Annotated in this window: 17 protein-coding genes; 10 read left to right on the forward strand and 7 right to left on the reverse strand. The window is 59.1% G+C overall.

Annotated features, from left to right (window positions below; translation table 11 throughout):
* Positions 1-21: 21 nt before the first annotated feature.
* The 3 genes from EOE18_RS16120 to EOE18_RS16130 are packed head-to-tail and all read right to left on the reverse strand — an operon-like array spanning position 22 to position 4,775.
* Positions 22-1,119 (reverse strand): nucleoside hydrolase, encoded by a 1,098-nt coding sequence (locus tag EOE18_RS16120; protein ID WP_127711414.1) that lies wholly within the window; start codon positions 1,117-1,119, stop codon positions 22-24.
* Positions 1,120-1,139: 20 nt separating this feature from the next.
* Positions 1,140-2,438: a M20/M25/M40 family metallo-hydrolase gene (locus tag EOE18_RS16125; RefSeq protein WP_246027493.1), complete on the reverse strand. Its 1,299-nt coding sequence runs from the start codon at positions 2,436-2,438 to the stop codon at positions 1,140-1,142.
* Positions 2,439-2,459: 21 nt separating this feature from the next.
* Complete coding sequence (locus tag EOE18_RS16130) at positions 2,460-4,775, reverse strand: TonB-dependent receptor (RefSeq protein WP_164852793.1); 2,316 nt, start codon at positions 4,773-4,775, stop codon at positions 2,460-2,462.
* A 269-nt stretch (positions 4,776-5,044) separates the two neighbouring features.
* On the opposite strand from EOE18_RS16130, the gene EOE18_RS16135 reads away from it, so the two are divergent.
* Complete coding sequence (locus tag EOE18_RS16135; RefSeq protein WP_127711420.1) at positions 5,045-5,710, forward strand: response regulator; 666 nt, start codon at positions 5,045-5,047, stop codon at positions 5,708-5,710.
* The gene (locus EOE18_RS16140) at positions 5,700-7,280 is read left to right on the forward strand and encodes a sensor histidine kinase (protein WP_127711422.1); all 1,581 of its coding nucleotides are present in this window, start codon (positions 5,700-5,702) and stop codon (positions 7,278-7,280) included. The genes EOE18_RS16135 and EOE18_RS16140 overlap by 11 nt, the downstream gene beginning before the upstream one ends.
* A 16-nt stretch (positions 7,281-7,296) precedes the next feature.
* Here EOE18_RS16140 and EOE18_RS16145 read toward each other — a convergent pair whose 3' ends face one another.
* Entirely contained in the window at positions 7,297-8,139 is an 843-nt protein-coding gene (locus EOE18_RS16145) for a 23S rRNA (adenine(2030)-N(6))-methyltransferase RlmJ (protein ID WP_127711424.1), read from the reverse strand.
* Positions 8,140-8,357: 218 nt separating this feature from the next.
* Between EOE18_RS16145 and EOE18_RS16150 the strand changes: the two genes are divergently transcribed.
* Positions 8,358-9,629, forward strand: a complete 1,272-nt coding sequence (locus EOE18_RS16150) for a dicarboxylate/amino acid:cation symporter (protein WP_127711426.1) — start codon at positions 8,358-8,360, stop codon at positions 9,627-9,629.
* Between the two features lie 26 nt (positions 9,630-9,655).
* On the opposite strand, the gene EOE18_RS16155 is transcribed toward EOE18_RS16150, so the two are convergent.
* Positions 9,656-11,554, reverse strand: a complete 1,899-nt coding sequence (locus tag EOE18_RS16155) for a TolB-like translocation protein (protein ID WP_127711428.1) — start codon at positions 11,552-11,554, stop codon at positions 9,656-9,658.
* 271 nt (positions 11,555-11,825) lie between these two features.
* Here EOE18_RS16155 and EOE18_RS16160 point away from each other — a divergent pair, with 271 nt between their 5' ends.
* The 7 genes from EOE18_RS16160 to EOE18_RS16190 all read left to right on the forward strand — a co-directional run bounded on the left by EOE18_RS16160 (position 11,826) and on the right by EOE18_RS16190 (position 22,781).
* Positions 11,826-13,439, forward strand: a complete 1,614-nt coding sequence (locus EOE18_RS16160; protein WP_127711430.1) for a family 43 glycosylhydrolase — start codon at positions 11,826-11,828, stop codon at positions 13,437-13,439.
* 174 nt (positions 13,440-13,613) lie between these two features.
* On the forward strand, positions 13,614-14,804 hold the full coding sequence (locus EOE18_RS16165; protein ID WP_164852795.1) for a LysR family transcriptional regulator: 1,191 nt from the start codon (positions 13,614-13,616) through the stop codon (positions 14,802-14,804).
* Positions 14,805-15,093: 289 nt separating this feature from the next.
* Positions 15,094-16,287: an AAA family ATPase gene (locus tag EOE18_RS16170; protein WP_127711434.1), complete on the forward strand. Its 1,194-nt coding sequence runs from the start codon at positions 15,094-15,096 to the stop codon at positions 16,285-16,287.
* Entirely contained in the window at positions 16,277-17,317 is a 1,041-nt protein-coding gene (locus tag EOE18_RS16175) for a ParB/RepB/Spo0J family partition protein (protein ID WP_127711436.1), read from the forward strand. Before EOE18_RS16170 ends, EOE18_RS16175 begins: the two co-directional genes overlap by 11 nt.
* A 103-nt stretch (positions 17,318-17,420) precedes the next feature.
* Positions 17,421-18,662 (forward strand): replication initiator protein A, encoded by a 1,242-nt coding sequence (locus tag EOE18_RS16180; protein ID WP_127711438.1) that lies wholly within the window; start codon positions 17,421-17,423, stop codon positions 18,660-18,662.
* Positions 18,663-19,113: 451 nt separating this feature from the next.
* Entirely contained in the window at positions 19,114-20,298 is a 1,185-nt protein-coding gene (locus EOE18_RS16185) for an FAD-binding domain-containing protein (RefSeq protein WP_127711440.1), read from the forward strand.
* Between the two features lie 191 nt (positions 20,299-20,489).
* On the forward strand, positions 20,490-22,781 hold the full coding sequence (locus EOE18_RS16190; protein ID WP_425464306.1) for a TonB-dependent receptor: 2,292 nt from the start codon (positions 20,490-20,492) through the stop codon (positions 22,779-22,781).
* Between the two features lie 125 nt (positions 22,782-22,906).
* Here the strand turns inward: EOE18_RS16190 and EOE18_RS16195 are convergent, their stop codons facing one another.
* Both EOE18_RS16195 and EOE18_RS16200 read right to left on the reverse strand, forming a co-directional pair.
* Positions 22,907-23,764: an alpha/beta fold hydrolase gene (locus EOE18_RS16195; protein WP_127711444.1), complete on the reverse strand. Its 858-nt coding sequence runs from the start codon at positions 23,762-23,764 to the stop codon at positions 22,907-22,909.
* Positions 23,761-24,393, reverse strand: a complete 633-nt coding sequence (locus EOE18_RS16200) for a TetR/AcrR family transcriptional regulator (protein ID WP_127711446.1) — start codon at positions 24,391-24,393, stop codon at positions 23,761-23,763. The genes EOE18_RS16195 and EOE18_RS16200 overlap by 4 nt, the downstream gene beginning before the upstream one ends.
* Between the last annotated feature and the right edge of the window lie 82 nt (positions 24,394-24,475).

Consider the following 24,475-nt stretch of genomic DNA (forward strand, 5'->3'; position numbering starts at 1 on the left):
GCCGACGCCATAAATCCAGCATCATTGGCGCGCCTGCGCGGTAAATCGGGCGAGGAAACGCGGCACATCGATGGTCTCGACCACCTCGACCATCTGCTCACCCCGATGCGGCGCCAATTCATCCTTCCACATTTGCGCCGTTCCATAACCCGCACCGGCCATCAGATCGACATCCATACGGGCGTTGAATTTCTTGGTCACAAGGCTGGGGTCCAGCGCCACCGCCACCGCCATCTCGTCCCACAGCGGCTGATCGATGCGGGCATATTGCGCAACATAACGCGCCGTGGGCGTGCCCGATGCGCCGATCCTTTCGACCAATTCCTTGGTCATCCGCGCCGATGTGGTGACATTGCCGACCACAGTGATCCTGGGCCATGGCGCGGTTAATACGATATGGGCCGCTTCGGGATCGAAGATGAAATTGAAATCGGTGGCATAATCGGCATTGTCCAGCACGCGCGCGGCCTGCATGTCATAGCCGCCGCCCTGCATCACAATCGCCTTGGCCTTGGTGGCCAGATCGGGCGCGATGCGCAAAGCCAGCGCGATATTGGTGAGCGGGCCTGCACAAATGATCGTCACTTCGCCCGGATGGGCCCGCACTTGGTCGATCAAGCGATGCACCGCATCCTGCGCCACTGGCTTGGTGCTGGGAGCGCCCTCCACCATCGGCGGCACCAGATCGGGTTGATCGGGATGGTAATTACGCCCCGGCTTCACCGCATTCCATGCGCCCTTCCACGGGATCGGGCCAAAACGCGCTTCCCATGCCTTCATCTCCGGCAGTGACCGGATCAGCGGCATTTGCGCCCCCTTGGCCACAGGCACATCGCTGCGCCCCGCAATCTCCAGAAAGCGCAGCGCGTGTTGGGTTTCCTCCTCCAACCATTGGTCGCCGGTGACGACGCCAATGCCCAGCAGGTTTACTTCGGGGTCGCGGATCAAAGGAATCAGGGCCTGAAGATTGCTTTGCCCCGGGCCGAGAAAGTCATTGTCGAACCAGACCAAGGCCCGATTGTCTTTCACGGCGAGGTGACTGGCCGGTTTGGGCGCGGCCATGGCCGGAACAGCCATGGAGAGAATTGCCGCCCCCAGCAGCGCCAGTCTTATCTTCATGTCCTGATCCCTCCTCCTGCTTATTTCGCTTCGGCCAGCACCAGAACCGTGGCCAGTTCATTGTTGAAATGGCGCAGGTTCACCGCCTTATCCAGCTTGAGCCCCTCATCGAGCGAGTGGTTGCGGAAGGTTTCAAAGCCCGATCCCAGCGTCAGGGCGGAAATGCCCTTGCTCATGGGAATATTGCTGTCGGTCGAACCGGCGCTATATTTGGGCGCGTAACCATTGGCCTTGGCCACGGCATCAGCCACTTTGACAATGCGGGCCTCCATCGGCGTGGTGCCACCGGGACGATCACCCACCAGCTTGGCTTCATAGCTGATCTTGCCCTTGGCGGTCGAACGCGCCGCATTTTCCGCTGCTACCGCTTCGGGCAGGATGGCAAGGAAGGTCTTTTCCTCGGCATCCAGTTCGGCCTTTCCATTGGAACGCATGTCGATGGTCATGGCGGTGGCAAAGGGGATGGAATTGACCGAGGTGCCGCCTTCGACAATGCCGACATTATAGACGGTCTTGGGATCGCTGGGCACCTGCATCTTGGAGAAGGCAACCATGGCATTGGCCATGGCATAGGCCGGATTCACCAGCCCGAAATCACCCATCGAATGGCCGCCGGGACCATTGAAAGTCACCTTGTAACGGCGCGAACCGGTGCCAGCATTGGTGATGCGCTCGCTCTGGCCGGGTTCAAAGCTGATGAAATGGGTGATGCGGTCCTTATACTTGCCCTGCGAGAACAGGTAGCGCACCCCGCGCAAGTCGCCCGGACCTTCCTCGCCCACATTGCCCATGAACAGGATGTCGGCCTTGGTGTTGAAACCGCCCGCCTTCATCGCGCGGATAAAGGCCAGCAGGACCGGCAGGCTGCACGTATCATCGCCAATACCGGGGGCGTAAAGCGTGTCGCCATCGCGGCGCACCTTCACATTGGTGCCCTCGGGGAAGACCGTGTCGAGATGGGCGGTGATGACGATCAGCGGCGTGGCCTCACCCTTTGCACCGCCGGTGCCGTGACGCAGGCCCATCACATTGCCCACGCCATCCATTTCCACGTCATCCAGCCCTTCGGCCTTCAACATGGCCATATAGGCCTTGGCGCGTGCTTCCTCCCTGAAAGGCGGGGCGGCGATTTCGGTCAAGGTGATGATATCCTTGACGATACGGTCATAGTCCCCCGCCAGCGAGGCGGTAGCCTTGGCAAATTTGGGGCTTTTGAGCAAAGCCTTGGCGGCGGCTTCCTCAGGCGCCGCCGCCAAGGCTTGCGGGGCGGCAAGCGCCACAGCGGCCAGCGAGGCAAAGGCGAACATGATGTTACGCATGGGAAAAGACATCCTCTCTGTTTAGAAATTGCCGCGCAGGTTCACGCCGATCGTGCGGGGAGCGGTAGTCGAGATATAATCCGCCACGCCGCTGACCGCCGAGTAGTAGCTGACCGCATTGGTATCGAGCAGGTTGCGGACATAGAGATAGACGCCATAGCGCTCGTTCTCGATGCCGGCGCGCAGGTTGACCTGCGCATATTTGCCATAGGTGCGATAGAGCGCATTGGTGGGGTTAAGCTGCGTGGTCATCTTGCCGGTATAGGTGAAATCGGCGCGGGCCATGCCCTTCCAGTCGCTGTTGATCGCCCAGCCATATTCAGCGCCCGCACTGGCCGTGGTGCGCGGAATTCCGGTCAGGATATGGCCGACGCGGCCCGCTGCGGTCACTTCGGAATTGATCTGGTCTGCCGTCAGGCGCGGATAGACCACCGAGAGCGAGCCATTGAGGAACAGGCCCTTGGTCGGCGTACCGCTCAATTCCGCTTCCACGCCTTCAATACGGGCCGAACCGACATTGCTGATATAGCTGAAATTGCCATAGGTCGCGGTGACCGAGGTCTGCATATTGGTCCAGTCGATGCGATAGGCATCCACGTTGAAGGTCAGCTTGCGATCAAACCACTGGGTTTTCAGACCCAACTCATAGTTCCACAGCGAGTCCGCCTTATACTGCTTGGCCGAGTCCGGAATACCCGGCGTCAGGTTCGCGCCACCGGGGCGGAAACCCTGTGAGGCGGTGGCATAAATCATCAGATCGCGGGTGGGCTTCAGTTCGATATTATACTTCTGGTTGAAACCATCGGCGCTGGCATTCACCTCGGTATAGGCCATGGGCGTCTGGCCGTTGAAATAATTGTAGCCCAGATAGGCGCCGCCCACGATCTTCTTGTAATGGTAATGGCGCAGACCCGCCGTCACGCTCAGAATGTCGATCGGGCGATAGGTGATTTCGCCAAATTGCGCGGTCTGGTTGATCACATCCCGCACAAAGCGCGAGCCCAGATCGACCACGGGGGTGCGCATCTCGCCCGTACCGGCGACACCGGCGAAAACGGTCGTGTCCACGCGATCCTTGCGGTTTTCAAAAAAGGCACCCAGCGTATAGTTCAAACGGCCCTTGCCATCGGAACTGAGGCGCAATTCATTGGTGAGATTTTCTACCCAGCGCGGCTGATAATTGCCAATCGGCATCTGGGCCTTGGCCCAGTCGAGATAATTGGCGCGCAATTGGGCCGAGCTATAACCGCCCGCGCTGGACGCGCAGGTGCTGGACGAGGTGGTGGTGCCCGCCGCGCCCGATTGCAGCATCGAACCGGCATAGGTGTTCTGGAACAAGCCGCAATAGCGGTAGGAATTGGCCACCGAGGTGTAATTGTCCGTGTTGTCATTGGTCTGGCGCACATCCCAACGGTAATAGCCATTGGCCAGCGACAGGGTGCCAATCGGCGTGTTCCACTTGGTGTCCAGCGAGAAGATCTTCTGCTTGTCGATGGCAGGGGTAAAGATGCGCAGGCCCGAAGTGAACAGCCCCACCGAAGGTGCCCAGAGCGAGGTCCCGCCCGTGTGCTGGTCCTGCAGGATACCCATGAAATTGATGCGCAAATTGTTGGTCGGGCGGAAACCCAGCATCAGGCGGCCACCGGTGGTGACCGTGTTGTTCATGTTGTAACGGCCAATCGAGGGATCATCGACAAAGCCGCCGGTGCGCTGGCGATAGACGGCCAGACGCGCAGCCAGCATATCCTTGACGATCGGCACATTGACCGCGCCCTTGACGCTATAGCCGGTGCCGCCGCTCTTGACGGTTTCCAGACTGGCCTCGGCGGTGCCTTCATAATCCTTCAGGTTCGCCTGCTTGAACAGCACGCGCAATGTTCCGCCCATCGAGCCCGAACCATAGAGCGTGCCCTGCGGCCCACGCAGAACTTCAAGGCGCTCGGTATCGAACAGGTTGAGGTTGGGGGTCGAACCCGAAGGGTCCGAGGTGGTGCCGGCAGGGCCGGTCAGCGGCACTTCGCCGAAATAGACGCCGACCGTGGCTTCACCGGCGGTCTGGATGCCGCGGATCGACACGCGGGTGCGGCCCGATTCACTGGCCAACAGGTTGAGGCTGGGCACCGAACGCGCCACATCGGCAATGCCGGCCGCGCCCATATTGTTCAATGTGTTGCCGCTCATGGCGGTAATGGCCAAAGGCGTATCCTGCACGCGGGTTTCACGCTTTAGCGCGGTGACGACAATATCGCCGCCCTCGCCCGCCGTTTGCGCCAGGGCAGGCGTGACCGCAAAGGCCGAAATCGTCGCCAACAAGGCGGCACAGATGTTACGCTTCATGATCCATCCCTCATTTGCCATCCGCCCGCTGCGTCGCCGTGGCAGGAAACAGGCCAGCCTTCTGGCGGGCGACCTTTCCTTGCCGACAGGCCGACACGGGCGAAAAACCCCGAATTTCCTCTCTGCTGGCGCAGGTTAGGAGCGGCTGCCTGTCATCATCCTGTCACGATGACCGCTTGCACTTTCGCCTTTTTGCGTATTTTGGGACCATCGCGCCGCGCCACATGGTGCAAACCACGTCGAGCCTGCCCGCCACCAAAGGACCCAAGATGCGCATTCTGATTGTGGAAGATGATCCACGCCTTGCCCGTGGCATGGCCGCCTCGCTGGAAGCCTCCAGCTTTGCGGTGGATATGGCGCATAATGCCGAGGATGCCGCCGCTCTGGCCGCGCGTGATCCGTTCAATGCGATCATTCTGGATCTGGGCCTGCCCGATGGCGACGGGCTGGAATTGCTCAAAACACTGCGGCGAAGGGGGGATAGCACGCCAATCATGATCGTCACCGCCCGCGATGGCGTGGATGACCGTGTGGCAGGGCTCGACCATGGGGCCGATGATTATATGGCCAAGCCTTTCCACCCACGCGAACTGGCCTCGCGCGTGCGGGCGCTGGTGCGGCGCAGTCTGGGCAGCCCTGACCCCGTGTTGCGTGTGGGGGCCTTGACGCTCGACCGCTCCACCCGCAGCGTCAGGCTGGCCGATGCGCCGGTGGAGTTGCGGCGGCGGGAATTGGCGGTGCTGGAAACGCTGATGGGGCGGCCGGGCAAAGTGGTGCCCAAGGACCGCATGGTCGCCGAGGTTTTCAGCCTGTCCGAAGCGGTCGCTCCCAATGCGCTGGAGGTCTATGTCGGCCGTCTGCGCCGCAAATTGAGCCCGCATGGTCCCACAATCCACACTGTGCGGGGTTTGGGCTATATGATCGATGCCCATTAATCGGCGCTGGAAGGCAGGGGCTTGGCCGCGATCCTTGCGCGGCCATCTGACGCTGGTGGTGATGGTGCCACTGACCGCGCTGGTGATCACTTTTGCGGCCATTACCTGCTGGATGATCGAAAGCTCGATCACCGATACATCCGACCGCATCCTGATCGGATCGACCCGCCTGATCAGCCGCGCGGTCAACCATGACGAGGTGATCCGCGCCCATTTGCTGCCTCTGGCCGTGGCCCTGTTGCAAAGACGGACCGCGCCGGTCACGCATTACAGCATTTACGATGGCCCCCGTCTGATTGCCGGCCGCGCCGACCTGCTGCCCCCGCCCGATTATACCGCGGACGGACGGCGGATTGGCCCCTTGCATGACTCGCCCCATTTCGCCCCCACGCCGCACGAACCGCATCTGACGCGCGGCTATGTCGACCCCAACGATGCGGAAGGGGTGGAGCAGGCTGCCTATCTGCGCAATGGCATGCTGGAGGGCAAGGCAGTGCGTATCGCCACCGAATTGCGCCGTTTACAGGCCAATGGCCATCTGGTGGCGGTGCAGGTCGCCGAATTTGACGATGACCGCTATGCCTCGGAAAGGATCTATTTCCAGCGCGTGGCCAGCGCGGGCGTGTTGATCACCCTGTTTTCGCTGTTTCTTTTCTATTCCGCTCTGGCCTGGGGGCTGCGCCATTTCGCCGCGCTGACCAACCAGATCGCCGCCGAACAAAGCAACCCGCTGCATTTCCGCCTGTTGCCCGATGGCAATGGCCCGCGCGAGGCGCAGATGATTGCCCGCGCCTATAATGCCCTGATGACGCGGGCGGAAAGCGCGGTGGTTTCGCTGCGGCAGTTCACCTCCAATGCCTCGCATCAATTGCGCACCCCTTTGGCGGTGTTGCGGGTGCATCTCGACGTGCTGGAAACCTATGGCGCGGCCAGTCCGCAGGGGAAAATGGCGCTGGACGATATTGCCGCCTCGGTCGACACATTGGAGCGCCTTTTGCAGCAATTGCTGGTGCTGGCCCGATTGGACGAGCGTAGCGGCAGCATCAAGGGGCGCTTCGATCCGGCCTTGGTAGCCAGCGATGTGATTGCCGCGCGATTGCCCGCTTTGCAAAAGGCCGATGTCTGCATCAGCTTTGAAGAAAGCACGCCTTTATTCGCCCCTGCACAGGGTGATGCCGCGCTGGCGGCGGAAATGATGGGCAATTTGCTGGATAATGCGGTGGCCTATAACCGGCCGGGCGGCAAAGTGGTATTCCGCCTGATGGCGATGCCCAACATGGCGCGGGTGGAAATCGAGGACGATGGCCCCGGCATTCCCGCCGCCGAGCGCGAGAAAGTGTGGCAGCGTTTCTATCGCTCGGCGGGGCAAACAGGCAATGAGGATGGCTGCGGTTTGGGCCTGCCGATTGTGCGCGCCATCGCCGATGCCATAGGTGCCAAGGTCACCTTGCGCGAGGGGCAAGGCGGCCATGGCACCTGTGCGGTGATCGATTTCGCCTTGGTTACTGGCGATGAAGCTAGCCTTTGGCCCGCGAACAGCAGCAAGCTGGGCGGGAAAACAGCGGCTTAGGCGGTTGGGGGCCGCCTCACTCGCGCAACCATTCGGCGAAAATCTCACCCCGATGGCCTGCAGGCGCCAATGCGCCGCGCAAGGCCTCCAGCAAAGGCGGCAGAGCCTGCGTAAAGGCATAGGGCGGATTAATGATGAACAGGCCCGCGCCATTATAGATGCCGGGCTGGTCAGTATCGTATAACCAATGCTCGACATTCAGGAATTTGGGGATGCCCAGCTTGCGCAACTGATGCTTCCACTGGGCATGGGTGGGCCGCTCTTTCAACGGATACCAGATCACACTTACCCCATGCGCCCATTTGCGATGCGCGGCGGCCAGAGTGGCGACAATACGCGCACGTTCGTCGGTCTGTTCATAGGGCGGATCCACCACCACCACGCCGCGGCCGGTGCGAGGGGGGACCATCGCCAGCCACAATTCATAGGCGTCGCGCTCATGCACGGCGGCCGATGTGGCGCGCATCGCGCAGCGCAGGGCATAGGCGTCCTCGGGATGCTTTTCATTCAGGATCAGAAAATCCTGCGGACGGAGCATTTGCGCCAAAAATTTCGGCGATCCGGGATAGAGACGCGGCCCTTCCCCGATCGTGACAGCATCATTCACCGCCTGAACCGCGGCGCGATAATCGCCCAGCAAAGGGTTCTGGTCCGCAAAGGCGCGCATCACCCCCTGCATGGCCTCGCCGGTGCGCTGGGCCTGTTCGCCCTGCAGGTCATAAAGCCCGCAACCGGCGTGGGTGTCGATCAGCGTCAGCGCCCCCTCTTTCTGCTGCAATGCCCGCAATAATGCGATCAACAAGGCATGCTTGACGACATCGGCGCTGTTCCCAGCGTGAAAGGAGTGACGATAATTCATTGTTCTTCAAAGATCCTGACGATCTGAATGGTTAGGCCCCGCAAGGCACCAAAGCCATGCGCGAGTCGATACCATCAGCCAATCTGACGCCCGTATAGAGTCAGAGGAAAATAGCAAAGCGCGCCAGTCTGGCAGCACAGAAATCGCCTTCCGTGACAGGATGCTGACAGGAGGACGGGTGCATATAGTGTCACCGTCGAACGTGACAGCGGCATGTGATGCAGAATTTTCCGCCTCCCTCTCCCTCGGCCCCTCCGCAAAGGACGGGTCAAACCCGCGCCCGCACCGCCCCCCATCTTCCCCTATTGGGTGGGCTGGTGCTGGGCGCCTCGGCGGGGGCTTTGATGCGGGTGCTGCCGGTGGATCCATCGGCGCTGGACTTTGTGCTGGCCAATCTGGTCCGGCCTTTGGAGCAGCTTTTCCTGCAATTGCTGTTCCTGCTCATCCTCCCACTGGTGTTTTCGGCCATTGTATCGGGCCTGGCCCGATTGCGTGGCAAGGTGGTGATGCGGGCGCTATTGCTGCGTTTGTTGGCCTATATGACGGGGCTGACCATTCTGTCGGCGGTGATTGGCATGGCCATGGCGATCCTGTTCCGTCCGGGCGAGAATATGGCGGTCGACCTGCGCCACCTGCCCAAAATCGGCCCCGCCGCCACGCTCCCCCATGAAACCAGCGGGTTGCTGGACATGCTGCTGGCCCGTCCGGTGATGGCGCTGACCGTTCTGGCGCTGTTGGTGGGGATGGTGGTCAGCCGCAACCGGCATCGCAGCATGCGCCATCTGGTGCTCACGACAGAAGGCCTGTTCAACATCGGCATGGCGCTGATCGGGCTGATCGCACGCTTTGCGCCGGTGGCGGTGCTGTGTGTGATGTTTGATATGACGGCGGTTTTCGGTTGGCCGCTGCTGCTGCATCTCAGCGGTTATTTCAGCGTGGTTATTGCCGCGCTTTGCCTGCATTTGCTGGTGTCTGCGCTGGGGCTGGCATGGATGGGCGGCGGGATCAGCCCGTGTTATTTCCTGCGTGCGCTGCGTTCGGTGATGGTGATGGCCTTTACCACCAGTTCCTCTTTTTCAACCCTGCCCACCGCGCTCCACGCCGCCGAACAGGAATTGGGTCTGCCCGCCCGCGTCGCCCGTCCCGCGCTGGGTCTGGGCTGTGTCGCCAATCAGGGGGGCACGATCATCTATACCACGGTCACCGTGATCTTTCTGGCGCAATGTTTCGGAATGGAATTGAGCGGTTGGCAGCAATTCACGGTGTTTGGCCTCTCCATTCTGGCCGGTCTTGGCACGATGGGCGTGCCGGCGGGCAGCCTGCCTTTGACCACCATGTTGCTGGCGCTGTTGCATGTGCCCAATGAAGGGATCGGCCTGATCATCGGGATCGACCGGTTGATGGATATGTGCCGCACGGTGCCCAATGTGGTGGGCGATCTGGCCGTGGCGGCGGCTTTAAGCCATAATCTGGAAGAAGGGGCGCCCTAGGACGCCCCCTCCCCTTTGTTTTACGCCTATTTGCCTTTGTTCAGCGCCGCAGGCGGCACGAAGGCGGGCAGGGAATCTTCCCAACGGCTGTTGGTCATCTGCTCTTTATGCGAACCATCGGGGTCCATGATCCACACCTGACCATAGGGCTGGAAGGAATTGTCATAGAGCGCGGCCTCGTCCTTGAAGCCATATTCGCTGCTGCTCCACATGATCTTCTTGCCATCCCAGCTCCATACCGCATGGGCGTCCGAAGCAGGGAAGTTGGTCACGCGCAGCAGGCCTGTACCATCGGATTTGATGGTGAAGATGTCGAAATTGCCATCCTTCTGCTTGCGGGTGAACACAATGCGGCCAGCGCTGGGGCCGGTGGTGGCAGGCGACCAACCGGGCACATTGTCCCAATCATTGGTCAACACCCGCACTTTCCGCGTTTCCAGATCCATGATGCGCAGGCCTTCATCGCCCTTGGCCCAGGAGCGATAGACCATCTGCTTTCCATCAGGCGAAACGCTGGCAAAACCGGTGTTCGACGTGGTCGAGGTCAAATCCTCCACACCCGTGCCATCGCGGTTGATCATTTTCACATTGGCCACATTCTGGTCGCGGGTGCGCCAGTAACCGCCAAAGCTGAACACCAGCTTCTTGCTATCGGGGAACCAAGATGGCGTCAGCGCCACGCCGATCATATCGCCGCATTGGCCAGAGGGGTTCTTGCCTTTGGCGCAATGGGTTGTGGACTGGAACACCAATTGCTTGTCGCTGCCATCAGCCTTGGATACCACCAGCGAAGTGTCGACATCCTTGTTCGAGAAGGCCAAAGTGCCATCCTTGGCGAACATCGGGAACACGTCGGTGTAGCGATATTCATATTTGTCGTTCCAGCTGTAAAGCGGGGTGTTCTGCTCCAGCGGCAGATTGCTGATCTTTTCATAGACCACCTGTTTGCCATCCTTGCTCCATGATGGTTCACGCAGGTTGGAGGGGAAAGGCTTGGCGCCGTCCGAATACATGATGCCGCTGATCTGGGCCGATTTCGTGCTATAGGCGAAGCGGCCATCGGGCAGGAATTGCGGATAGAGCTTGACGCCCGCGCCGCTGGTCAATTCCTTGGTCGCGCCGGTGGCCACATCGATCGACACGATCTGGCTGGTGGCTTTCATCGACAATTGGTCGACGCGGCTCAGCCAACTGACCTCCGTCTCGCCCTGATAGGCGATGATCGACTTGCCATCGGCCGACCATTTGGGTGAACCGGTGGTCACACCCTCGCCGGTTAGACGCTTTAGGCCCGTGCCATCGGGATGGACGATATAGACCGACAATTCCTGCAAATGTTCCCATGCCACGCCTTTGTCATGGGCCTTCCATTCGGTGTTACGGTCGCTGGTAAAGGCGATCCATTGGCCATCGGGCGACCAGCTGGGGCGATAGAAGCCATCGGGCTTCGTCGGATCGCCCTGAATGGGCGCCGCGCCGGTCAGATTGCGCAATTGGCGCGTTTGCAGGTCCAGCACCCAGATATTGGCGCGATGCGAGCCCCTGTCCGACATGAAGGCGACATAGCGGTTATCGGGCGAGAGGGCGGCCTGATCATCCACCGCAGGGTCATCGGTCAGGCGTTCCAACGCGGAGCCATCGGCGCGCACGCGATAGATGTCGGACTGGCCGCGGCCCCCATGTTCAGCAGTGCGTTCGGAGGTGAACACAATCCACTGCCCATCCTCGGAGAAACGCGCCGCATAATCAAACCCTTCACCGGCGATCAGCTTGTGTTCGCCGCTGCCGTCGGCATTGGCGACATAGAGTTCCGATTTCGTCGGACCAATGCGGTTGAACAGCAGCACATCCTTGGCATGGGCCTGGGCAGCGGCCACGGTACCCGTGGCAAGGGCTAGAAGTGAAATGATGGTCTTGTGATTCATGGCTCATCCTCTGCAAGTGATCGCACTCGACCATGCGGCTTGCGGCGGGTAGCCACCGTGGTGCCGGATGGTGCTTTTTGTTGTCACGAGCGCTGGGATAGGGAGGGAAGCTGAACCGAAGTTGATCTGCGTCAAGCTCGACGGGCTTGTGATAGCCGGGTGCTGTTAATCAATCAGCGGGGCGAGATGCAGGCGGCGCGGGCGGGCGCAAACAAGCTTGCAATTGTTCGACTAATATAGAATACACATTCCAGATATAACGGGAGAACCTATGACCACGCGCCGTAACGCCTTGCAAGGCATGGCCTTTGCCAGCCTGACCAGCAGCCTTCCTGCCATGGCCGCCAGTGCAAAGCCGACGCCGGTTTCAGGCGGGGCCAAAGGCACCGAAGGCGAAAGGCGCGCCGATCTGGGCAATGGCTGGTTCCGCAATCCGGTGATGGCGGGCGACTATCCCGATCCTTCCATCCTGAAGGATGGCGAGGATTATTACATGACCCATTCCAGCTTTGACGCCTCGCCCGGCCTGATCATCTGGCATTCGCGCGATCTGGTGAACTGGCGGCCGATCGGTCCGGCGCTGGAAAAGCCGCTGGGAACGGTGTTCGCGGTGGATATCGCCAAGCATAATGGGCGCTATTACATCTATATCCCCTTCATGAAGGCGCCATGGTCGCAAGGTCTGGCCAGTTTTGCCAATATCTATGTCATCCATGCCGACAGCATGGCTGGCCCATGGAGCGATCCGATTGATCTGAAAATCGGCGGGTTGATCGATCCGGGCCATGTGGTGGGCGAGGATGGCCAGCGCTATCTCTATCTGTCGGGCGTCAATCGGGTTGCCTTGGCCGCAGATGGCCTGTCGACCATTGGGCCTGTCGAACCGGCCTATGACGGATGGCACTATCCCGATGAATGGGTGACCGAAGGCTATTCGCTGGAAGGACCTAAACTTTTCCGGCGCGGCGAATGGTTCTATCTGGTGTCGGCGGTCGGCGGCACCTCTGGCCCGGCGACCAGCCATATGGTAATTATCGCCAGATCGAAATCGGCCAAGGGGCCTTGGGTCAATTGCCCGCATAATCCGATTGTCCGCACCAAAAGCGACAAGGAAGCATGGTGGTCACGCGGCCATGCCACGATGGTCGAAGGCCCCAAGGGTCAATGGTACATGGTCTATCACGGCTATGAAAAGGACTATCGCTCGCTCGGCCGCCAGACCCTGCTGGAACCGGTGGCATGGGACAAGGATGGCTGGCCCCGCGCTTTGGGCGGGGACCTGTCGCTGGCCATGCCGATGCCGGGCGGCAAAGCTGGCGCGGCGGGCGGATTTACCCGCAGCGATGATTTTACCAAGCCTGCCTTTGGCACGCGCTGGAGCTTTTACGGCGCGGCGCCGGGCGAGATTGCGCGCGCCAGCGTGGGCGGCGGCGTGCTGGAATTGCAGGCCAAGGGCAGCGGGCCTGCCGATTGTTCCCCCCTCACCCAGACGGTTGGCGATCATGCCTATGAAATCAGCGTGACGGTCGAACCGGTCGATGGCGCGCAGGGCGGATTGCTCTTGTTCTATAACGACCGATTGTTCTTGGGCATGGGGATCGACGGGCAACGCATGGTGACGTGGCGCGGCGGAAGGTCCAGCTATTGGCAGGAGCCGGCACCGGTGGCCCCCAAACTGCACCTGAAAATTGTCAATGATCGCCAGATTGTCAGCTTTTACTACAGTCTGGACGGCAAAAACTGGACAAGACACGGTATCAGGAGTGAAGTTTCGGGCTATCAAGCCAATACGGTCGATGACTTATCCTCGCTTCGTCCTGCGCTTTTTGCATCGGGCAAAGGCAAGGTCCGCTTTTCGGATTATCGTTTCAAAGCCTTGGGGTAAAATGGATCAGAGGCGGGGTTTTGTTCCAACCCCGCCTCGCCATCCCTTGAAACGCTAACACATCCGATCAATTTTCAGGCCATACTCTGTCACGCGCTCACACGACGCTTGCAGCCCGCGCAAATGGACCTATGCCTGCGATCTAGGGTACAAAGGCGCGATAGCGGAACATTTATGGTTTATGCAGCGGGGCTGGACGAGGGCCTTGAACTGGTCAGCCCAAGGCAATTGCTTCTGTTCGAGGCAGCGGGCAGGCTTGGCTATGTAACCGAGGCGGCGGCCGCTTGCGGCCTGTCACAGCCTGCCGCGACGCAGGCATTGCAACAATTGCAGGAACATATCGCCCTGCAATTGATAGAGCGGGGCACCAAAGGCTGCGTCTTGACGCCATGGGGCGCGCAATTCCATCGCGACATCGCGCAATGGCTGGCAAAATTGCGGAATGTGGTGGGTTTGCCCTCCTCCCATGATCTTTGGCGGATCAGCCAGAAGCAATTGCGCGCTGTAGCGGCGATTGCGCAGCGTGGTTCGGTGGAACAGGCCGCGGTCATGCTGGGGGTGACGCCGCGTTCGGTGGTGCGCAGCGTGCAGAATATCGAAAGGCTGGGGCAACTGTCCTTGTTGCAGTCAGGCTCCAGCCTGACAGGTCAAGGCATTGAACTAGCCGTAGAAATGGAAGTTTTGCTTGGCGAGTTGCGGCTTGCGCTGCAACGGGCAAAGGCCGCCTATGCCCGTCAGGATCAACGCCTCTCGATCGCGGTCATGCCCGATCCCGGTCTGGCCGCGATCGGTAATGTGGTGCGTGACCATCTTTCGCGCTATCCCGACAGCCAGTTGCGCATTCAGGAAGCCTCGCCGCAGGAATTGCTGACGCTCCTGCTGACCGGCGAAGTGGATCTATTGTTCGGAAGCAGCAATTTGCCGCGGCCCGAAGGCATTGTCTGGAACGTCCTTCACAATGCAGCTTATGTGGTGGTTGGCGCCAAGGGGCATCCCTTGGCAGGGCGGACCGATATCGGTCTGGACGAACTGGCCGCATATCAATGGGTGGTCGCAGCCGAAGACACGCTACGCCACAACGCTTTTCAAGCCATCTTTGATGGTCAGGTGCCCCCGCGCGTCGCCTTGATCTGCAGCGCACCACCACTGGCAGCGCAGGTTTTGGCGCAGAGTGACAATCTGGGGCTGATGACCAGTTATGAATTGGCCGGTAGGCTCGACAAGCTTTGTGCGATTCTTCCGCTCGGCTCGGATGATGTGATGGAACTGGCGGTTGCGCATCGGACAGGATGGCAGGCGAATCCGGAACAGGCGGATCTCATCGAAAGGGCGCGCCTCTACTTTGCCGGTCAGATTGCATTGTGAATCGATGCCCGCGCGCGGCGTGATGAGCCTGTGAATGGGGCATGAGGAGAATATTTAAGGGTTTTCCTCTATTTAGCATTATATCTTTGTTTATATTTGGATTTATCCCATTGCATGTCGTGATGACCACATCTCGGCAGGCATTCATTGGGTTTCATTCATACCGATTTGCGCTAATTCCGCTCTGATTATCCGCGCAACCGATGATGTTGCGGCTCCCCTTGCTATTTTGAATGATTTTTGCGATATGTAGCATGACCCTCGTTCAAAATAACGGCAGGTAGCCATTATGAATTCAGTCCTAATGCAAATTGGCGATCTCGCAGAAGCAGGCGAGAAGATGATCGAACGTCTTCGCCGCAAAGCCTTCCTACCTGACAGTCGCAAGGCGCTCAACGTGCGCTTTGGCATTGCCGAGGCCGCGCATTTGCTCGGTTGCTCCACCAACCGGATCCGAATGGCCGAAGATGACGGGCGGCTGCCCCCTGCCCCGATCGAAAACGGGCGGCGGCTTGGTTATACGATGGAAAATCTGCTGACCATGCGGGACGTGCTGGACGCATCGCCGCGCCGCGCGCCGCTGGATCAGGCGCAGATCATCGCGGTGCAGAATTTCAAGGGCGGCGTGGGCAAGTCCACCGTCACCACCCATTTGGCCCATTATTTCGCCATTCAAGGCTATCGCGTGCTGGTCGTCGATTGCGACAGCCAGGCGACCACGACAACCCTTTTCGGCTTCAACCCGCATTTCAACATCACGCGGGAAGAGACGCTTTACCCCTATCTGTCGATCGATCCGACGCAAACGGACCTACTTTATGCGGTGAAGAAAACGCCTTGGCCCAATGTTGATCTGATCCCGTCGAACCTTGAACTTTTCGATGTGGAATATGAACTGGCAGCGGCCGGCGCCGATGGACAGGCCGTGCTGGCGGCTCGTTTCCGCAAGTTGAAACAAGGCCTTATCGATCTTTCCCGTCATTATGACATTGTGATTCTCGATCCGCCTCCGGCGCTCGGCACGATCAGCCTTGCGGTGATGCAGGCCGCCAATGCCTTGCTGGTGCCCATGGCAGCCACCACGCCGGACTTTTGTTCGACGGTTCAATTCCTGTCGATGATGGATCAGGTGATCAACCAGTTGGTGGAGGCTGGGATCGCGGTCAATTACAGTTTCGTGCGGCTGATCTGTTCCAAATTCGACGGCAATGATCCCAGCCATGCCATGGTCCGTTCGATCATGGAGCAGACCTTTGGTCCGGCACTGCTGCCGGTGCCGATACTGGACTCCGCCGAAATCAGCCATGCCGCTTTGCGCATGATGACCGTCTATGAATTGGAAAAGCCGATCGGCACGCCCAAGACCCACAAGCGCTGCAAAGCCAATCTGGATGAGGCCATGGGGCAGGTCGAGCAATTGGTGCGTACAGGCTGGGGTCGCGTCTCGCCGGTGCGCGAGGAGGAATTGATCCATGGCGCGTAAACAATCGGATTATCTGGCCGCGCTTTTATCGGATGGGGAGGAAGAACTCACCCGTCCGGCACCCGCGCCGGTTGAAGCCCCGCGCGAAAGGCTGCGCGGGACCACATTGCTGGGGCGTGAAAGCGCAATTGCGCGCGTTGCCAGTGGCGAAGTCAAGCAGGTCACGCAATTGCTGCTCAATCCTGAAAGGGTGCGGGTGTGGTCGGGTAACGCCCGCAGCTATCAGCACCTTTCGGAAGAAAGCTGCCGCGAGCTGATCGATTCCCTCATCGCCGAAGGCGGGCAGAAGGTGCCTGCGATTGTCCGGCGCGTCGAGAATGATCCGGCCTATGACTATGAAGTCATTGCCGGAACCCGGCGACATTGGGCAATCAGCTGGCTGCGCGCCAACAGCTATCCAGAGATGCAATTCGTCGCGCAAGTGGCGGTGCTGGATGACGAGGCTGCCTTTCGCCTGGCCGATATCGAAAACCGTGCGCGTAAGGACGTGTCCGATCTGGAACGTGCCCGCAATTACGCCGAAGCGTTGCAGGCCCATTATGGCAATCACCTGACGCGCATGGCCGAAAGACTGCGCGTGTCGAAGGGCTGGTTGTCCAAGATGCTGAAAGTGGCGAGCCTGCCCGACAGCGTGATTGCCGCCTTCGCCTCACCCGCCGATGTTCAATTGAAGCCTGCCTATGCCTTGGCCCAGGCGATGGATCAGCATGGCAAGGCAATCCAGCAAGCGGCCAAGAACTTGGCCAAGGAACAAGAGGCACTGCGGATGGCTGGATCGCCAACACTGGCGGCGGCGGATGTGCTTAAGCGGTTAATTGACGCAACCAAGTCGCCCAGCGACAATCGTTCGGATCTGTTTCGCTGGACGTCCGACTTCGGTCGGCTTGGGCTGTCGGTGCAATCCGCCAACCGGCAAGGCGCAACAATCAAGGTTCACGCCGGTTCGGGCGCTAACATCGACGATCTGGTTCAGGCTTTCCGCGACGCGATGGAAGCCTTGGAAGCGCAGGGGAAGGCTCCACGCAGGTGAAGCCTTTTGCCTTTGTGACTTTTGTTTCCCCGGGGAAACGCGGGAGGGAAACCCCCTCCCCTGCCCTCCTTTTCTGCACGGCGCCACGGAGCCATGCCCCATCATGACCCGCAAAAACCCATCGGCCGAAGCCGATAAATTCGACATGTTCCTCCCCTATGTCGCGGATCTGCCTTTGCGCGATCAACGCGAAATGATGGAACGCCCCTTCTTTTCCCTTGCAAAAACAAAGCGCACAAAGCCCATCGACTATACCAGTCCGGATGGGAAATTATGGGTCAATGTGTCCGCGAACCCGTCCTATGGCATGGCCACGATCTGGGACGCAGACATTTTGATCTATTGCGCGAGCGTATTGGCAGACATGGCGAGGCGCGGGACCAATGACGTCCCGCGCAAGCTTAACATCATGCCTTATGACCTGCTGCGCGCAATTGGACGTCCAACGACCGGTCGCGCCTATGAACTGTTGGGTCAGGCGCTGGACAGACTAGTCGCCACCACGATCAAGACCAATATCCGTGCGGAAAACCGGCGCGAGGCGACATTTAGCTGGCTGGATGGCTGGACCCAGCTGGTCGATGAAAAGACCGAACGTTCCCGCGGCATGACCATCGAGCTTTCCAACTGGTTTTGGGAAGGCGTGATGATGAAAGGCGGCGTCCTTTCCATCGACCGGGCCTATTTCAACATCACAGGTGGGCGTGAACGCTGGCTCTATCGTGTGGCGCGCAAACATGCTGGCGGAGCTGGCGATGCTGGATTTGCCATTTCCATGCCCGTGCTCTTCGAGAAATCGGGCGCGGAAGGTGAATATCGTCGCTTCAAGTTCGAGTTGCTTAAACTCGTCGATAAAAACGACCTGCCCGGCTATGAACTGAGCGTTGAAACCACCAAAAATAACGAGCAAGCCATCCGCATGCGTCGTGTCGATGGCAAAGATGGTGCCGGCCAAGCTTTGCCTGCCGATGCGACAAGCAAATCCGTTTCCCCAGGGAAACAGGAAGAAGCGCAAACCGGCTCCCCTGCCCCCGTGATGGCCCCCGTGCCGTACGCCGCGCTGGCATCAGCCAAACAATCCCCCGAAGACGTCATCGATGCCAAGCAATTCATCCGCTCGGCTGTTGCCGGTCTTTCCCACGCCGCAACCCGCGGTTTTATGACCGACGATACGATCGATTATCTGCGGGCCAACTACCCAGGTTGGGATCTGCAAACACTGCATGCCGAATTTGAACAATGGGTCCATGGCGACAGTGAACGAACACCCGTCGATTGGCAAAAAGCCTTCATCGGCTTTGTAAAGCGCCACCACGAAAAGAACCGCCATCAATTGCGCGGATAAAAGGCTGCACTCGCGCCCGTTCCTGAAGTGTCGTGCCTCCTTATCAACAGCGAGGCACGACACCTCCTCCCACCCCAAATTGAACCTGCTTCAGCACCAAGGGAGGTAAACTGATTCAATCGCAGGCCCATTTTCCAGCATTGATCTGCGCCTTCGACCCTTCAGGAACGCAGTTTCGCCAAGTTTCGACCTTTCAGGAACGGTTCCACGATCTTTCAGGAACACAACCATCAATCTTTCGGGAACGCTTACCCGACACAACAGGAACAGCCCATTCGCGGCGAATCGCGGAAAATCAGCGAGTCACGGGCAAGGCAAATCCGCTTAACTTTTCTAACTATGATTAACCGTTCTAACCCCGTCAGACATTTCCAAAGGAAATAGAGATAGATTGACAGGCTTGCCCGCTAGACCAGCTTCATTACGGGCGCCAAAATGCTCACATGACGGAATGAACCCTACTTTCCCCCTCACCCGTACAGACGCTCTGAACCGATTGAACGCTTTTGCTTCCAAAGCCGGTGTCGCTTACAGAAACCAACGCAATTATGACTTCGGATCACAACGGCACGAAAGCGTTTCTAGGCTCTCGGCAGCATTGAGACGCCGCATCATCACAGAAGCCGAAGTTTGCCGCGTCATACTCGACACTCATAACTATAAGGACGCTGAACAATTCATCGCCGAAATATGCTGGCGAACATATTGGAAAGGCTGGCTGGAGCATCATCCTACGCTTTGGACGCGATATCAGTCAGAGCTGTCGAGCTGCCAGATGATGCACCAACAGCAAGCCGATTTTCGAGAAGCATATAAAACTGCCATTTCCGGCAAGACCGGGATCGATTGCTTTGATCACTGGACCCAAGAGTTGCTCGAAACCGGCTACCTCCATAATTGGGCACGCATGCAATGGGCCTCGATCTGGATTTTCACCCTTGGCCTACCTTGGCAAATGGGCGCAGACTTCACCTATCGACATTTCAGGGACGCAGATCCCGCCTCGAATACTCTGTCCTGGCGCTGGGTTGCCGGTTTGCATACCGCAGGAAAACATTATCTAGCCGACCCGGAAAAGATCCGCACCCTGACGCAAGGGCGCTTCACGCCGACAGGTCTTAACACAGCAGCAACAGCTATAAGCGAAGCAACAAAGCCAACCCAAAGTCCGCCGCGTCAGCCAATGCCTTTTAACGCATCTCTTCCATCGGCTTTGCTGATCACACCAGAAGATCTGTCGTTGGAAAACGAAGGTTCATTGGCTGAAATGGAAATAGGTTTGATTCTTGCCCCATCCACCCTGTTCCCTACACTGGCCGATCGCAGGGCAGGGGAGGATGCGCTACAACGGGCCGCAGCCCATTGGCGTTGTGAAGCCGGTTGGGTCGATGACCTTGCCGGCGTGCAGCCAGCCATGAAAAAGCATCAGCTTGATCAATGCCTGACCGGCTTCCTGCCTGTGGGAGACACGCGGGACGCGGTAATGTGCTGGGCCAGCAAGCTTACCGCCGAGGGAATCACTCTAGGCGAAGTGCAAAGACAATGGGATCTTGTGCTATGGCCATATTGTCAGAAGGGCTTCTTTCACCTCAAATCCCGCATTCCGCAGCTTTTGGCACAAATGGGAATAGAATAAGGTATTGAATTATCGTCCTGATCTTAGCTCGATCGCCTTCATCGCACAGCCCTTGTGACCTGATTGTCACGGTGATTAAGTCATTTTTTACCGTGAAACGATTTCAAAGTTGAAAGCCGGTTCACCTTTCAATAGACTGCCTCTCACGATGTTGGCGCAACAAGCCGCCGCGCAAGGAGAGGAACATGGCTGTGACTGCCCGCAAGAGCATTCGTCCGATGAGCGCATTTCTGTTGAGCAGCGTTGCCCTCGGCTTCACCCCGCAAACCGCATGGGCGCAACAAGCGCCGGCTGCCAGCAATGGCGATATTGTGGTTACGGCGCGACGCCGCAACGAAACGCTGACCAGCGTTCCCATTGCGATTTCGGCTTTCTCTGGCGATCAATTGGCGGCCAAGGGGGCAGGGGACATTACCGCGCTGGCCGATGAGGTCCCCAACGTCACGCTGGAACCCTCACGCGGCACCAACTCCACCCTTTCCGCCTTCATTCGCGGTGTAGGCCAGCAAGACCCCGTATCCGGTTTCGAGCAGGGCGTGGGCATCTATCTTGACGATGTCTATCTCAACCGTCCGCAGGCAGCGGTTTTGGACATTTATGACGTTGAACGCGTTGAAGTGTTACGCGGTCCGCAAGGCACGCTCTACGGCCGCAACACGATTGGCGGCGCGATCAAATATGTGACCAAGAAGATCGATGACAAGCTGCATTTGGGGCTGCGCGGCACCTATGGCAATTATGATCAGGCCGATGGCATTGTCACGCTCAGTTCTCCTTTAACCAAGGACGGATTGCTCCGCGCCAGCGGCACGATTGCGCGGCTAACCCGCGGCGGGTTCGGGCGCAATGTCACAACCGGACTTTCCAACTATAACAAAGATATCTGGGCAGGACGTGGCACGCTGGAGGTCCATGGCGACAAGATCTTTGCCCGTCTGACCGGCGATGTGACCCACGATATGTCCAACCCGCGCGGCGGCCATCGCGAAATCACGGGGCAATTGACCGGAGCGCCGGTGCTGGCCAATGTGTTTGACACGGCAGCGGGACTGAACAGCCCGAAACAGGACGTAAAGGCTTGGGGCTGGTCGCTGTTTCTGGAAGCACGGCCCAGCGATGAATTGACGCTGCGTTCGATCACCGCCTTCCGCAAGGATGATTCCGCCTCGCCGATCGATTTCGACGCCACCGCATCGCAAGACGTTGATGTTCCTGCCTATTATCGCAACAAGCAATGGAGTCAGGAACTTCAGGTGCTTTACAGCAAGGGCCGCTTCAACGGCATGGCGGGCTTCTATTACCTCAACGCCACCGCGCTGACCCAGTTTGACGTTCGCCTGTTCACCACGCTGGCGGGGCTGACGGCCTTTACCAATGCCAATATCCGCACCGACACGATGGCCGGCTTCGTCAATATGAGCTATGACATCACCGACCAGATCAGTCTGGAGGCGGGCGGTCGCTATACGTGGGACAAGCGTAACGCGCAGATTTTGCGTCAAAACTATCTGGGCGGCGGATCGCCAGTGTTTGGCGGGGCAGGGACGGCCTTTGGCAATCCCAGCACGAACTTCCTTGGCAGCGCCAGCTATAACAAGTTTACTCCCCGCGTTTCGGTCAATTGGAAGCCCGACAGCGCCAACACGCTTTACGCCAGTTATAGCCAAGGTTTCAAAGGAGGCGGTTTCGACCCGCGCGGTGTGGGCGTCAATGCCCCTGCGGGTGTCTCTCAGGGCCAATACCTCAGCTTCCGGCCGGAGAAGGTGGACAGCTATGAATTGGGCCTGAAAACCCGTCTATTCGACCGTAAGCTGGCTTTGAACCTCGCCGCTTTCCGCATGGATTATACCGACGTGCAGATTCCGGGCTCGGTTGCTTGTACCGTGGCGGGCCTGCCCAGTTTCTGCGGCGTGGTGTCCAACGCGGGCAAGGCGCGGATGCAGGGCGTCGAGGCAGAGGCGCGGGTAAAGCTGGGCGCGCTCTCGCTCAATGGCTCTTTGGGCTATATTGATGCGAAATATCGCCAATATATCACGCTGATCGCTGGCCAACCAACCGATGTGGCTGCCAACCGCAAGGTCCAGAACACGCCTGCGTGGACTGGCAATGCTTCGGCGACCTATGCCTTGCCGGTTCCCAGCGGTTCGTTGGATCTGACGGGCGGGGTTTCGTGGAAGAGCACGACTTACCAGTTCGAAGTGCCCAATCCCTACCTTGATCAGCCTGCCTATGCGCTATTGGATGCCAGCCTCGTCTATCGCGCGCCCGGTGGCCGCTGGACCTTGGGCGTTTATGGCAAGAATCTGGCCGACAAGCGTTACAAGACCTCGGGTTATACCTATGTGGCGGGCAATGCTGTGACGGGCGCGCTGACCACCAATGCAGCAGGCAATCTGATCCCTACGCTGGGCAAGGAAGGCGTGTTGACCACCTATTGGGGCAATCCGCGTCAGGTTTTTGCCACGGCCACGATCAACTTCTGAAGATGGCAAGGGGAGGGGCTCGCCTCGCGCGGGCTCCTCTGCCAAATTTGATCAGGGTATAACAAAAACCCCGCAGGCCGTGAAACCTGCGGGGTTTTTGCTGCGAGAAGACTTGCGGTAAAATATTAATCCATCGCGCTAAAAAATGCCTCCAGCGCTAGGCGTGCATCTGGTTCGTCCATCATGGGGGCGTGGCCGATGCCCGGAACCGTGGCCAGTGTCGCCTGGGGTTTTCCCGCCACCATGGCTTCTGCTACTTCTGCCTCCAGCAAATCGGTGACCGAACCGCGCAGCACCAGAACAGGGCGTTTGTCGGCAAAGCCATGCCACTTGGCCCAAGGGTCAGGATCGGCGACAATGCGGGCCAAAGCCTGGGCGATGGCAGGATCATAATCGGCGACAATCTGCCCTTGTTCCTCGCGGAACATGCGATGGGCCATGGCCAGCCAATCCTGAGCGCCATAATGGGCGAAAACATCCGCGTTGAGCCGCGCGCAAACGTCGGCTGCCGCTTGCCAATTGGCCAGGGGCTGGCCTTGTCCGACATAGCTGGCGATGCGCGTCAGGCCGACAATCGAGAGTTGCGGCCCAATATCATTGATCACCGCACCCGCCACCAGATCGGGATAGGCGGTGCCCAGTTCGATCGTGATCAAACCGCCCATGGATGTGCCGACAAACACCGCCCTGGCAATGCCCAATCGGTCGAGCAGGCCTTTGATGTCAGCCACATAAGTGGCTAGATCGTAATTTCCCGCCGGATCCCATGCCGAATGGCCGCGCCCGCGCATATCCAGCGCCAGCACGCGCCTTTGCCTTTGCGCCAGCCAAGGCGCGACATCCTCGAAATCACGCGAATTGCGGGTCAGGCCGTGCAGGCAGACCACAGGCAGCCGCGCCTGACCTTCGCTGGCGGCATAGTCACGGGCGAAAAGCTCCAGACCATCATGCGACAGCCACCGGCGGGGCAGGGGAACGCTCATGCTTCATTCTCCCGTCGTGCCAATCCTTCGGACAACAGCCGCGAGGCTTCGGCCACCACATCCTCAGGCGCTTCATCGCCCCAGACGCCGAAACGTAGGCCCAGAAACACATTCATTCCCATCAACGCCCACGCCCGCACTTCGGCATTGCCATCGCTGATTTCACCACGTTCGGCAGCGGCTTGTAAGCGCGCAGCGATGCGGGTTGCCGATTGGGTGTAATGTTCGCGATAGGCCGCCGGATCGACGAATTCGGATTCATCGATGATCCGGTAAATCTCTTTATGCTGGCGCACGAATTCCAGATAGGCCAGTTGTCCGGCACGTTCTGCGGCCAGTTGGTCGGGGGCGGCGGCGATGCGCGGAGCGACGAAATCCTTCACTTGTCCCGACAAATCGCGCACCAGAGCCTGAAAAATCGCTTCCTTACTGTCGAAATAGACGTAGAAACTGCCCGTTGCCACACCGGCCCGCGCGGTGATCTGGCTGATGGCGGCATCGTGAAAGCCTTTTTCGCCAAACTCTTCGGCCGCAGCATTGAGCAGGGCGCGCAGGGTGCGCCTTCCACGTTCGGTCTTGGGCACTTTGGAAGGCGCGACGGGGGCGGGACTATTTTTCGTTTCTGGCATCGCTCGGCCGCTTTCTAATTTGAAGCGTGATTCATTTTTCACTATTATGCCGCAACCGGCCCAAAGTGCAAGGTTGAGAAGC

Source organism: Novosphingobium umbonatum (genome assembly GCF_004005905.1).
Lineage (GTDB): Bacteria > Pseudomonadota > Alphaproteobacteria > Sphingomonadales > Sphingomonadaceae > Novosphingobium > Novosphingobium umbonatum.